The organism is Colwellia sp. MEBiC06753, from assembly GCF_053470325.1.
Window position 1 is genome coordinate 57055 of record NZ_JBQMTM010000001.1, and the last position, 13403, is coordinate 70457.

The 13403-nt window shown below is 40.8% G+C and carries 11 protein-coding genes; 2 read left to right on the forward strand and 9 right to left on the reverse strand.

Annotated features, from left to right (window positions below; translation table 11 throughout):
* Nucleotides 1–126: 126 nt before the first annotated feature.
* The 9 genes from ACOB82_RS00260 to leuS all read right to left on the reverse strand — a co-directional run bounded on the left by ACOB82_RS00260 (nucleotide 127) and on the right by leuS (nucleotide 10038).
* Nucleotides 127–1017 (reverse strand): septal ring lytic transglycosylase RlpA family protein, encoded by an 891-nt coding sequence (locus tag ACOB82_RS00260; RefSeq protein WP_448210899.1) that lies wholly within the window; start codon nucleotides 1015–1017, stop codon nucleotides 127–129.
* Between the two features lie 17 nt (nucleotides 1018–1034).
* Nucleotides 1035–2150, reverse strand: a complete 1116-nt coding sequence (rodA, locus tag ACOB82_RS00265) for a rod shape-determining protein RodA (RefSeq protein ID WP_448210900.1) — start codon at nucleotides 2148–2150, stop codon at nucleotides 1035–1037.
* Nucleotides 2151–4130 (reverse strand): penicillin-binding protein 2, encoded by a 1980-nt coding sequence (gene mrdA, locus ACOB82_RS00270; protein ID WP_448210901.1) that lies wholly within the window; start codon nucleotides 4128–4130, stop codon nucleotides 2151–2153. It lies immediately after the preceding gene.
* A 9-nt stretch (nucleotides 4131–4139) separates the two neighbouring features.
* Entirely contained in the window at nucleotides 4140–4610 is a 471-nt protein-coding gene (rlmH, locus tag ACOB82_RS00275; protein ID WP_448210902.1) for a 23S rRNA (pseudouridine(1915)-N(3))-methyltransferase RlmH, read from the reverse strand.
* Nucleotides 4611–4638: 28 nt separating this feature from the next.
* Nucleotides 4639–4956 (reverse strand): ribosome silencing factor, encoded by a 318-nt coding sequence (gene rsfS / locus ACOB82_RS00280; RefSeq protein WP_448210903.1) that lies wholly within the window; start codon nucleotides 4954–4956, stop codon nucleotides 4639–4641.
* Nucleotides 4957–5042: 86 nt separating this feature from the next.
* Nucleotides 5043–5717: a nicotinate-nucleotide adenylyltransferase gene (gene nadD / locus ACOB82_RS00285; RefSeq protein WP_448210904.1), complete on the reverse strand. Its 675-nt coding sequence runs from the start codon at nucleotides 5715–5717 to the stop codon at nucleotides 5043–5045.
* A 52-nt stretch (nucleotides 5718–5769) separates the two neighbouring features.
* A complete protein-coding gene (holA, locus tag ACOB82_RS00290) occupies nucleotides 5770–6810 on the reverse strand; it encodes a DNA polymerase III subunit delta (protein WP_448210905.1) in 1041 nt (346 codons plus the stop codon).
* A gap of 18 nt (nucleotides 6811–6828) precedes the next feature.
* Nucleotides 6829–7326, reverse strand: a complete 498-nt coding sequence (locus ACOB82_RS00295; protein ID WP_448210906.1) for an LPS-assembly lipoprotein LptE — start codon at nucleotides 7324–7326, stop codon at nucleotides 6829–6831.
* 132 nt (nucleotides 7327–7458) lie between these two features.
* Nucleotides 7459–10038, reverse strand: coding sequence for a leucine--tRNA ligase (gene leuS, locus ACOB82_RS00300; protein WP_448210907.1), 2580 nt, complete (start codon nucleotides 10036–10038; stop codon nucleotides 7459–7461).
* Nucleotides 10039–10359: 321 nt separating this feature from the next.
* Between leuS and ACOB82_RS00305 the strand changes: the two genes are divergently transcribed.
* Together ACOB82_RS00305 and ACOB82_RS00310 are read left to right on the forward strand one after the other, a co-directional pair.
* The gene (locus tag ACOB82_RS00305; RefSeq protein ID WP_448210908.1) at nucleotides 10360–10836 is read left to right on the forward strand and encodes a zinc ribbon-containing protein; all 477 of its coding nucleotides are present in this window, start codon (nucleotides 10360–10362) and stop codon (nucleotides 10834–10836) included.
* A 105-nt stretch (nucleotides 10837–10941) separates the two neighbouring features.
* Nucleotides 10942–13332 (forward strand): Lon protease family protein, encoded by a 2391-nt coding sequence (locus ACOB82_RS00310; protein WP_448210909.1) that lies wholly within the window; start codon nucleotides 10942–10944, stop codon nucleotides 13330–13332.
* Nucleotides 13333–13403: the final 71 nt, after the last annotated feature.

Consider the following 13403-nt stretch of genomic DNA (forward strand, 5'->3'; position numbering starts at 1 on the left):
GCAGTCAGTTATCAGTAGCCCGTTTAAAAATAACAGCTAAAGAAAATAGACTACAACAGACAAAAGTTTCGACAGTATATCACTTATATCATCATTTTCTACGGGCAAAGCGTACTGATTCTGGGCTTATTGTAATAAATTGCGACGATAAGCATTGGCATAACCGGCACCTTTTAAGCTATTGATTAGCTCGGTGGGATCATACCCATTGGGAAATGGGCCAATTTGCACACGATAGAGGCCATCTTGTTCAGGATATATCACATTTTGTTGATAGAGGCTGGCCAATGCCTGTGCGGTAGATTCTGCGGTTTGTGCACTTTTAGTGGCAAATACCTGAATATAAAAACTCGCTAGTTGTTCGGTATTGGCATCTGAAGTTTGAACTGTAGCGTTCTTGGAAGGTAAGTTTGCTGGTTTAGCAGTATTATTGATAACAATTGAGGGCTCACTGCTTGTAGCTAGTTGTTGATCAAAGTTAGTAATTGCTTCTATGCTCACTTTTGCGGTGCCAGTTTTTAGCATCCCAATTTTATAAGCGGCGCTGTAGGACAAATCAATAATGCGATTATCGTGAAAAGGGCCACGATCATTCACCCGAACAATAACCGCTTGGTTGTTGGCTAGATTGGTAACTTTGACGTAGGTTGGCAGCGGTAAGTTCTTATGGGCTGCACTCATGGCATACATGTCATAAATTTCACCGTTTGAGGTTAAATGGCCATGAAATTTATTGCCATACCAAGATGCAGTACCAGTTTGCTTAAAACCTTCTGCACTGTCTAGCACTTGGTAATATTTACCCCGTACTTCATAAATTTTACGATTGCCGCCTGCGCTCTTTTGCTCGAACCTAGGTATGGGATCTTGTAGTTCAGCTGCAGTTGGTAAACGCGTCGGTGTTGAGTCATGGCGCTGCTGATATCGGCCAGTATTGAAGCTACAACCTGAAACTAAAAGTAACGAAATAGCCGTGTATAAAATGGTTAAACGAGTCATGCTGTTAAATTGCTGCACATTAAGTTGCACTGTTGCTAAGAAATAAAGCGCCTGTGAGTTCCTATGGCCATTAGCATGCCAAAACCTGCCATTAAAGTCACCATTGACGTACCACCATAACTGACAAGTGGCAGAGGCACACCTACTACTGGCAGCAAGCCAGATACCATGCCGATGTTAACAAATACATAAACAAAGAAGGTTAGGGTAATACTGCCAGCTAAGAGCTTAGCAAAAGCTTGTTGAGCATTGACCGCAATCCACATGCCGCGCATTACTATGGCTAAATACACCATGAGTAACAAGGTCACGCCGATTAAACCAAATTCTTCACTAAATACTGCAAATATAAAGTCGGTGTGACGCTCAGGTAAAAATTCCAATTGAGATTGGGTGCCATGCAGCCAGCCTTTTCCGTGTAAACCACCAGAGCCGATAGCAATTTTTGATTGAATAATATGGTAGCCAGCGCCAAGCGGGTCTTGCTCTGGGTTTAAAAAAGTTAATACCCGTTGCTTTTGATAATCTTTCATCAAAAACATCCATAAAATAGGCGCAAAGGCAGAGCCTAAACCAACACAAGTACCAATTAACTTCCAGCTTGCCCCAGCAAGAAAAATAACGAAAATTCCCGAGCTAGCGATTAATAATGAAGTGCCTAAGTCGGGTTGTTTAGCAATTAATAATGTCGGTAGCAATACCAAAATAAAGGCGATAACAATATTGCCTAGTTTCGCGGGTAAATCGTGTTGGCTGATAAACCAAGCGATCATAATTGGGACAATTAACTTCATCACTTCAGATGGCTGAAACTGCATAAACCCTAAGTTTATCCAGCGTTGAGCACCCTTACCGACCGTGCCGACAAGTAGCACAGCAACTAGCATCGCTAGGCCAATGACAAAAAAAGGTACCGCCCATTTAAAATAAAATCTTGGTGGAATTTGAGCAACGATAAACATCACAGTTAAGGCAATACCCAAACGAATGCCTTGGCGAATAACGAGATCAACATCTTGGCCACCGGCACTGTAAACCACAAATAGCCCTAAGGTCATTAACGACAAAATGCCTAATAAAAGCGGCAAATCAAGGTGAAGCTTTTGCCAAATATCTTTTTTAGGTGCCTGATCTTGGCTTAATGACGGCATTTAGTGCGTTCCTGTTTGACTTGCTGAGACCGAGTAATGCTTATCGTGCGTTGGATGAAGCTCAGAACTATAAATACCTGAGATTTCACGATTACCAAAATACTGATCCATTATTTGACGAGCAACTGGCGCGGCATTGGTTGCGCCACCACCTTTTTCAACGTTTTCAATTGCTACCGCGACGACAATTTCTGGGTTGTCGAATGGGGCAAAGGCTATAAACATCGCATTATCTCGCTTACTTTCTTGAGTTTTCGAGGCGTCATACTTTTCATCTTGCCCTAAACTGGCAACCTGCGCTGAACCGGTTTTTCCTGAGGCGTCATATTTGTGACCTTTAAAGGCATTGTGTGCGGTCGCTCCTTGCTTTTGAACGGTTGAATGCATGGCATCTAGCACAATCTGCCAATTATCTTGATCGCTTAAGACAATGGGGGGCTTCATTTCCGTTTCATAAGGCTCTGCTTTTACCGTCACTAAATTTTTCTCTGGCGTTTGAACATAGGTGGTTTGCGACGTTGCTTTTAATAAGTGAGGGACTTTTATTTCACCTTTATTAACTAAAATTGACAAGGCTTGTGCAAGTTGTAGTGGCGTTACTGTCCAGTAACTTTGTCCAATGCCAACAGAGATAGTTTCACCGGTATACCATGGTTTGTTATATCGGGCGCGTTTCCATGCAACGCTCGGTAAAATACCACTGGATTCTTCGTTTATATCAATACCTGTGTCAGAGCCAAAACCGAATCGGTCCATCATTTCACTAATTTTGGTGATCCCTAACTTATAGGCCAAGTCATAGAAGTAAATATTACAAGACTGTTCAATTGCTTTAGTTAAATTAACCCAGCCATGTCCCCAGCGCTTCCAATCTCGATATTTATTGTCGATACCTTTTAGTTGATACCAGCCTGGATCCCATATTCGTGTTTCAGGGGTAACTACGCCTTCTTCTAAGCCAAGTAGCGCTAGAAACGGTTTGATTGTTGAAGCTGGCGGATAGCCTTGAACAGTGCGGTTGATAAGCGGTAAGTCGCTTGAGTGTAATAATTTATTATAGTTTTTGGTGCTAATACCATGCACAAATAAGTTGCCATCGTAACTTGGGTTTGAATACATGGCTAAGATACCGCCATCGCGAGGATCTAAAGCCACAACTGCACCGCGGTTGCCTGCTAAAGCACGTTTGGCGATCATTTGTAATTCAATATCTAAAGTCAGGGTTAAATCTTTGCCTGGAGTTGGCGCAGCAAAGCTTAAGGTGCGAATAACACGACCTTGGTTATTAATTTCAACTTCCTGATGACCAATTGTGCCATGCAAAATATCTTCGTAATATTTTTCTAATCCAAGCTTGCCAATTTCTCTGGTAGCTGCGTAATTTTCCGACTTACCTTCTGTTTCTAATCGGTTGGCATCACGGCGGTTAATTTTAGCAACATAGCCTAAATTATGGGTGGTTAAATCGCCAAATGGGTAGTAGCGTTTAAGACGTGCATCAATAAAAGCACCAGGGAACTTATGTTGATTAACTGAAAACAGTGCGACTTGTTGATCGCTAAGGCGTGATTTTAATTCAATGGGTTTGAATCGGCGCTTGCCTTTTAGCTCTTTAAAGAATTTTTCTTTGGTATCGTTATTAATACCAAGTAAATCGACCAACTCATCAATAGTGGCAGCTAAATCTTCTGTTTGCTCTGGAATGATCTCTAAACTATAAACCGGCTTATTTTCCGCTAACAGCACGCCGTTGCGATCGTAAATTTGTCCACGGTTGGGTTCTACTGGTAATAGCTTAATTCGGTTGCTGTTCGAGCGGGTTTGGTATTTTTCAAATGAATTAACCCCAAGATTATAGATGTTGCTAAACAGCACTATTAGCAGTAGAAATACACCGATAAACGCAATAAATGCACGTCTTGCAAAAAGGTTAGCTTCTGCCGTGTGGTTACGAATGGAAACACGTTTACGCGGTGCCATAAAATAGGGTTACTCGCGATGGTAAGGGTGGTTGTTATTAACACTCCACGCTCGGTATAGGCTTTCAGCTATGATAATTCGTACCATAGGGTGGGGTAGTGTTAATGCTGATAACGACCATTTTTGCTCGGAGGCCTGAATACAAGCGGGAGCTAAGCCTTCGGGGCCTCCAACCAAAAGCGCTACATCTCTGCCATCATGTTGCCAACGCTCTAGTTGCTGGGCAAGTTGCGGAGTATCCCAAGGCTTACCTGTTACCTCAAGCGTGACGATGCGATTACCTTTAGGAATAGCTGCAAGCATTTGCTCGCCTTCTTTTTCCAAAATACGTGCGATATCTGCATTTTTTCCGCGTTTGCCCGGTGAAATTTCAATTAAGTCAAATGCCAAATCGCGAGGAAAGCGACGCGCATATTCTTCAAAGCCTAAAATCACCCACTTTGGCATTTTATTGCCAACGGCGTATAAGGTTAATCGCATAGTTTGAGCCTGTATTTAACTGTTGTGGCTATTCCCACAATTGTTCAATTTGGTATTTGTCTCTTTGTTCATCAGTCATGATGTGGACAATCACTGAACCTAAGTCAACTAATGCCCATTCACCAATATCATTGCCTTCAATGCCTAATGGCTCAACACCTGCTGCGCGGCATTCGATAGCGACATTTTGTGCGATAGATTTTACGTGACGGTTAGAGTTACCTGAGGCGATTACCATGTAATCAGCAAAACTTGCTTTATCTTTAATATCTAACGTAATGATATCTCGACCTTTAAGGTCATCTACTTTTTCAGAAACAAAAGCTGAAAGGGCTTCACTTTGCAACGTTTTATCCTTATTTATAAAAACTACTGCAATCTTACCATTATTTATTGGCAGCGTTAACTATTGCAATGTCAGCTTTGTTAAATTTAATTGCGGTATAACTGGTGTTGTTCAAGGTATTGTAAAATTTCAGCGGGAAGCTGGCGTTTTATTTTGCAGTGGGGGTCGCTAGATTTGTGCTTGTTAGCCAGAAACTCACGGATTTCGGTGGAAGAAATATCGATGTTAATAGCTGGTAACAATAAAACCTGATTAGGTGATGATAAATCAAAGTGATTGAGTTCGGTTATTTGGCGGCTTATATATTGACTCAGTTGCGCATCAAGTTCTTTGCTCTGCTGTGCTAAATTATAGTTAGGGCGAGTACACACCAGTAAATTGGCGTTAGCCAGAATCTCTTGCCATTGAACCCACTTTGTAAAGCTTAATAGTGAGTCCATGCCAATAATAAAGTTGATATTCCGCTCAGGCTGTTCCGCTTTTAACTTTTGTAAGGTTTCAACGGTGTAACTTGGTTTTTCGCGAAGTAACTCTCTATCATCAACATTAAATAGCTGATGAGTTTTTGCCAAGGCGTTAAGCATGGCTAAACGGTGATGACTATTTACCTTAGCTGCCGTTTTATGCGGTGGAATATTGGCGGGCAACAAGGTGATTTTTTCCAAGTTTAATGTGGCTGCTACATGTTGAGCAATTGCTAAATGACCACAATGAAAGGGATCAAATGTGCCGCCAAATAATACCTGATATTGCTTAGCCATTGCCTACTCTTAAGTTGTTCATTTCTACTGGCTCATTTCTTTGGGTTTATTTCTATAAATTATAAGCCAAACTAAGTGGTGCTAGCTGTTCACCGTGATAGACGCAAATGCAAATATCTGCCAACAGTTGAAACGGGTTAAACTCCGAAGATGTTTTGCTGATCAAATCAACATCGGCAATACGGTTAAGTGCAATCAGCGTGTTTTTTAAATTACTTTTACTAAGTACATGTTGATAAAGTGGCTTGCGTTTATCCCATACTTTAAAGGTTTTAAACACTTCATTTATCGGTATGTTGCTTTGTAGCAGCGCATGCATTTGTTTGAGTTGAGTAAGCTCTTTATTTAAAAACCACAAAACTTTGGCAAATGGCACGCCTTCTTGTTGCATCTGATCAAGAATTAACAAACATTTACTGGTATTGCCTAATAATAAGTTATCAATTAAGGCAAACGGGTTAAATTTTGCTTGATTGATAACAATGTCGGATAACACATCAAACGGCACTGGCTGGTGGCCGAATAAGATCGTCAGTTTTTGCAGTTCTTGGTCAAGTGCTAAAACATTACCTTCAAATAAACTCAGCATTAAATCTATTGAAGCGGGCTCTAAAGACAACTGATATTGCTTAACTTGGCGGTTTAGCCACAAGCGTAACCCTTTGGCATCAAGGTCGTAAATCGGCAAGTAAATACCAAGGTTAGATAGGCTTTTAAACCACTTTTTGTTGGTGGTGGCGCTATCTAATTTATCGCCGTGGCATAGTAGCAGAGTATCAGGGTTGGGCGCATCACAAATGGTTTGCAACACTTTAGCGCCAGCATCATTCACTTTAGTAGATAAAAATTCCAACTCGATAATGCGCTGACTAGCAAATAAACTTAGGGCGTTATATTCGTTGGTTAACTCATCCCAACTAAACTTATCGTCAACAGTAAACCGGATAACTTCCTCATAGCCTTGCGCCTGCGCTGCATTTTTAACTTGATACAGGCTGTCATTTTTTTGCCAAGGCTCATCGCCAAAAATAAGCCATACTGGTGCAAGCTGTTGGTTTAACGTTTGAATTAATTGGTTGTGATAGATACGCATAATTTATCACCTTACCAATTAGCTATTGGTTTGGATACTCGCCATATCGCGTAAAATCTTATCGGCAGCTACTCTTCTCATTTCATTGAGTAGTAAAGAAAGTTCACGACTTTTGGCAAGTGCTCTATCGGGATCGTCTTGATAGTCGCGATACAGATCAAAGCTGAATTCTTGGGGCTCTTGGTTAGCAATTCTTAATTGATATTTAACGGTGTAAATGAGCTCATATTCGGCCACTTGACCGTTTGGGAATACAGACAGTGTCCGGCGATTAAGTTTGTCTTTTAAAATTCTTAATTCAGGTAACTCAACTCGCGGCGTTTTAACAATGGTAACTTGGTTGTTCGTTAAATGTTGTTTAACTAGGCGAGTTAACTCTCCATGCTGGTCAACAGAGCTGATATAAAGGGTTTGAAGTTCAGGAGACAGCAATGAGTCACCACGTAACCTAAAGCCACAAGCGTTAAGCAGTATAACTAACGCAATAATGAAACTTAGTTTAAGTGAAACTTGCATTGAACTTCCTTTAATGATGTTTTTAATTCTAATGAAAAGCTAATGTGCTCAAGCTAAAAAGTAACGTTAATAATAAAGGTTAAAAAGTTGAGCAGTTTATCACTACTCAACTTTTGCTTTAGTTACGCTTTGTTAGTTGGCAACAATATTTAATAACTTGCCTGGTACATAAATAACCTTACGTATGGTTGCACCTTCAACAAACTTTGACACGTTTTCTTCAGACATGGCTAATGCTTGAACATCATCTTGGCTAGCATCAGCGGCAACCGTGACTTTAGCGCGTAATTTGCCGTTCACTTGAACAATGATCAGCTTTTCATCTTCAACAAGTGCAGACTCATCAACCGTTGGCCAAAGTGCTTGTTCAACGATAGAACCATCACCAACCTCTAACCAAAGCTTGTGGCTTAAGTGCGGAACAATTGGCGCTAGCATTAAGATCACTGCACGCACGGCTTCTTGCATTACCACTAAGTCTTCGTTGCTTTCAAGTTCCGCTTTCGCTAAATGGTTCATTAACTCCATAATTGCAGCAATTGCGGTATTAAAGGTGTTACGACGACCAATATCATCACTTACTTTAGCAATTGTTTTATGCAATTCACGGCGTAAGGCTTTGTGGTTGCTAGTAAAGTTAACTTGGCTTGTATCGATTTCGCCTTGCTTTTCTGCAAAGTCAGCGGCTAACTTCCATACACGTTTTAAGAAACGGTGAGCACCTTCTACACCTGAGTCAGACCATTCTAAAGTTTGCTCTGGTGGTGAAGTAAACATGATAAATAAACGTACAGTATCAGCACCAAATTGTTCAATAACTGATTGCGGGTCGATACCGTTATTTTTCGATTTCGACATTTTGCTCATACCAGCTGAAATTACTGGTTTACCATCTAGCTTACTTTTCGCCGCGGTAATTTTGCCTTTTTCATCGCGTTCAACTTCAACATCTGTTGGTGAAATCCACTCTTGACCACCATTGTCGGCTTCGCGGTAATAAGTATCCGCTAATACCATGCCCTGACATAGTAAGCTCTTGAAGGGTTCGTCTGATTTAACTAAACCTACATCACGTAATAACTTGTGGAAGAAGCGGGCATACAATAAATGTAAAATCGCATGTTCGATACCACCAATGTATTGATCAACAGGTAACCAATAATTTGCTTTTTCTGGATCTAACATTTCAGTATCGCTTTCTGGTGAACAGTAACGAGCGTAATACCAAGAAGATTCCATAAAGGTATCGAAGGTGTCGGTTTCACGAAATGCTGCTTCGCCATTGTAGGTAGTTTTAGCCCACTCAGGATCATCTTTAATTGGCGAGGTAACACCGTTCATTACCACGTCTTCTGGTAATTCAACCGGTAATTGATCTTCAGGAACTGGTACTGACTCACCATTAGCTAAATTGATCATTGGAATTGGTGCGCCCCAGTAACGTTGGCGTGAAACACCCCAGTCACGTAAGCGGTAATTAACTGTAACCTTACCTTTGCCAATTGCAGTTAATTTTTCTGCCACTGCGCTAAATGCCGCGTCAAAATCTAAACCATCAAATTCGCCTGAATTAATTAGTGTATTCTTTTCAGTGATTGCCGCTTGGTTAATATCATCACCTTCAGCTGCTGTGATCACTTGCTTAATGCTTAGGCCGTATTTAGTGGCAAATTCATAGTCACGTTGATCGTGACCCGGTACTGACATTACCGCGCCTGAGCCGTAATCCATTAATACAAAGTTTGCTGCCCATACCGGAACTGTTTCGCCCGTTAACGGGTGAATGGCTTTTAAGCCAGTATCAACACCTTTCTTTTCAACAGTAGCCATATCAGCTTCTGATAGTTTGCTTTCTTTACATTCAGTGATAAACGCAGCAAGTTCAGGATTATTTTCTGCAGCCTTTACTGATAACGGATGTTGAGCGGCTAATGCCACGTAAGTAACACCCATGATGGTATCAGGGCGCGTGGTATAAATATCAAATGACTCATCGCTACCTTCGATAGCAAATGTCATTTCAACGCCTTCAGAGCGGCCAATCCAGTTGCGCTGCATGGTTTTAACTTGCTCAGGCCAGCCTTCTAGCTGATCTAAATCGTTAAGTAACTCTTCTGCATAATCAGTAATTTTTATAAACCACTGTGGAATTTCTTTGCGCTCAACTACTGCGCCTGAGCGCCAGCCGCGACCATCAATAACTTGCTCGTTAGCTAATACCGTTTGGTCAACAGGATCCCAGTTTACTGTAGCGTTTTTCTTATACACTAAGCCTTTTTCATATAGCTTAGTGAAGAACCATTGTTCCCAACGGTAGTAATCTTTTTTACAGGTTGCTAATTCGCGATCCCAGTCATAACCAAAACCTAAAGATTTTAATTGGTTACGCATATAATCGATGTTTTCGTAAGTCCATTTTGCCGGAGCTGAATTATTTTTAATGGCAGCATTTTCGGCTGGTAAACCAAACGCATCCCAACCCATAGGTTGCATGACGTTTTTACCTTGCATACGTTGATAGCGTGAAATCACATCACCCAAGCTGTAATTACGCACGTGACCCATATGTAAGCGACCACTTGGGTAAGGGAACATTGATAAACAATAAAACTTTTCTTGGCCTGGCTTTTCTTGCGCTTTAAATGTGTTGTTTTCAGTCCAGAACTGCTGAACTTCTGACTCAATCGATTGGGGATTGTATGTGGATTCCATCAACTAATTCTCAAATACTAAGACGTGGTTGTCGCGCTAGTAGCTTGGTTTGGCAATAATTTGGCAGTAAATTATGCTGTAGGGCTTTTTAGGCGCTTATGACAAATAAAATATCGGCATAGAATACCTTATCTAATAACTGAACAACAAGTTTATTCCCTGCTTAGGCGACAAATCTTGGCAATAAATTGATGATTTTGACCGTCATATCGGAAATTCGAATTGTTGTTGCTAAATTTAGTGGTATTAGTGTGCTTGCTATACTGACAAGATCAGTAATACCAATTGCATTAAATTGGTATAAGATTTGAGGAAAAAATGATGGCAGAAAAAACACAGTTAGATGAAGTGTATTCCAAGCTTAATACTTGGTTAAATGATGTTAAAGACCATGAAATTACCGAGTTGGTTGATATTGTTGAGCAAGCAAAGTTATTGGTCAAAGCTGCAGAAAATTTGTCGGAAGAACGTATGCGTCAGTTTATCGATAACTTTCGTTATGATTTAGCTGACTTTATTGACCAGTGGCAGCAAGAATCTGAACATTCTGTATATTTAGGTTTATTGAATGAAACTTGGTGGGATACTGTGGCGAAAGCTGCAGATACTACGCAAATAGAATGGGCGGAATTACCTGATGATTTTAAACATCAAGGCGTATATCACACCGGGGATTATATTGGTTTTGGCCAATTAAAATGTCGAGAATGTGGAGAGCTGCTAACGATATCGCACTTTTCTCAAGTGAGTGATTGCACGCATTGTGGGCATAACAGTTTTACCCGCTTACCCCTATAAACTTATGGTAAACTGAGTGATTTAGCCTTTGCTATCACTTAAGTTTACGCGCTACACTGACGCTATCAGTGAAAGAATAATAATATCAATCATTAGAGTATCTGCATGAGTTCATCAGCCGTTAACTGCCTGCTAAAACCCTATCAACTCACCGCCAAACTTGCTGAGTCCATGTTTCGTCATGCATCAGAAGAGGCAATTGAACGCCAACCCTTTATTGGTCATGAACGGGCAAAAGAAGCCTTGGAATTTGGTTTGTCGATGGAGGCTATTGGCTTTAATGTCTTTGCCATGGGCGAACATGGCACCGGTCGTCAAACCTTGATTCAGCAAATGTTGACGGCATTAGCAACAGACAAAGAAACGCCGCCAGAGTGGTGTTATATCAATAACTTTGATAATAATCATGCGCCGTTTAAGCTGTATGTTAGTCCTGGTGATGGTAAGCAGTTACTTACACGCATTAATACTTTTATTGATGAGTTGCTGTCTTTATTTCCCGAAATATTCGACAACCCGGGCTATCAACGCCAAAAAGCGGCAATCGATCGTGAATTTAATACCAAATATGACGATGCTATTGCGAATGTAGAGCAAAAGGCACTTAACCATGGTGTTGCCTTGGTGGAAGAAGCGGGTGAAATTGGTTTTTCGCCGTTAGTTAATGGCTTGCCAGTTAAAGATAAAGATTTTGCTAATCTCACCGAAACCCAGCGCAGCGAGTTTTATCAGTTATTGTCATCGCTTGAAAATTTATTATCTGAGCAACTCCTTGAACTGCCTCTTTGGAAACGTGAATCATCGGTAAAATTGCGTAAGTTACGTTATGACACGGCAGAGCAAAGCATTCGTCCTTTAATCAAGGAAATGGAGCATGAATTTGCTAGCAATTTAGGTGTCCTAAAATACTTATCGAAACTGAAAGTCCATGTTGTTGATACCGTACTAGAAATTCTCGCTGATGAAAGCAACGAAAATAGTAATGACAAAGATAACCGTAAGTTACTTGAAGAACAGTTTTTACCTAATTTATTAGTTGAGCGGAAACTAGGCGACGGTGCACCTGTGGTCTATGAGCAAAATCCAACGTTTCAAAACTTGTTTGGGCATATAGATATTTCGTCGTTTCAGGGAGCGCCATACACTAGCTACCGCCACATTCGTGCTGGCGCGCTACACAAAGCGAACGGTGGTTATATTATCTTAGATGCTGAAAAGGTTATGTCTCAGCCATTGGTGTGGTCTAGATTAAAGTTAGCGTTAAAAACTCAAGAAATTTCAATTGAAAACCCAGCATCCGAGCTTGGACTTGGTGGTAGCTATAGTCTACAACCAGAAAAAATTCCGTTAGCGGTTAAAGTTATTCTGCTAGGCGATTCAGATATTTACTATACCTTGCAAGAATATGATCAGGAGTTTACTGAATTATTTAGGGTGTTGGCAGATTTTGATCGCTACCTTGATAACGATTTACCCAGCCTTAAAGCTTATGCCAATTTAATTCGCCGCCGCGCGCTAAAGCAAAATTACCCTGTGGTACTTGATGAAGCAATTGTTGAGCTAGTGCGCTATGCGTTGCGTCGCGCTGAACATCAACATAAACTGTCAGCCAATATTGTCCAAGTTAATGATTTATTAGATGAAGCGGTGTATTGGTGGAAAAAACAAAGCTTGGAAAGTAGCTTAACTGCCGAATTTATTAAATTAGCAATGGCGGCAAAACAGCGAAGAACAGGGCGTTTAAGTGAGACTTGGCTATCTGAAATTAAAGAACGTCAAGTACTGATCAGTACTGATGACAAACAAGTGGGCAAAGTAAATGGCCTTACGGTATTGGAAATTGGTGATAGTGTTTTTGGTACACCAGCTCGTATTACCGCAACAGTTTATGCAGGAAGTCTAGGCGTCACTGACATTGAACGAGAAGTGGAGCTTGGTAAGTCCATTCACTCGAAAGGCGTACTGCTACTAACGGGTTATATTGGTCATAAATATGGTCAAAACTTTCCAGTATCAATTTCTGCCAACCTTGCTATTGAACAATCTTATGGTCATATAGATGGCGATAGTGCGTCAATGGCTGAGCTCTGTGCGCTAATTTCAGCCATTACCTTATTGCCAATTGATCAAGGGTTAGCGATCACAGGTTCTATTAACCAACATGGTGAAGTGCAATCAATTGGTGGGGTTAATGAAAAAATTGAAGGTTTTTATCGACTGTGTAAAGACCGAGGATTAACCGGCAAACAAGGCGTGATTATTCCGCGCACTAACGTGATTAATTTAATGCTAGATCAAGATGTTATCGAAGCGGTGGCGGCGAAAAAATTCCATATTTATGCGGTAGATTGTATCGACCAAGCTTTGGAGTTATTAATGAATACTTCTGCGGGTGAAATGAGTCGCACAGGGCGCTACCCAAGAAAGTCTATCCATGGCTTAGCACTAGATAAGCTCAATCAATTTGCCGATTTATTACATGGCTCTGAAGAATAATTTACCTGTTAGTTAGAAAGGGTGGTTAGACAGGGTGGTTAGATAGAGTGATTAGACAGAATTGCTAAAAT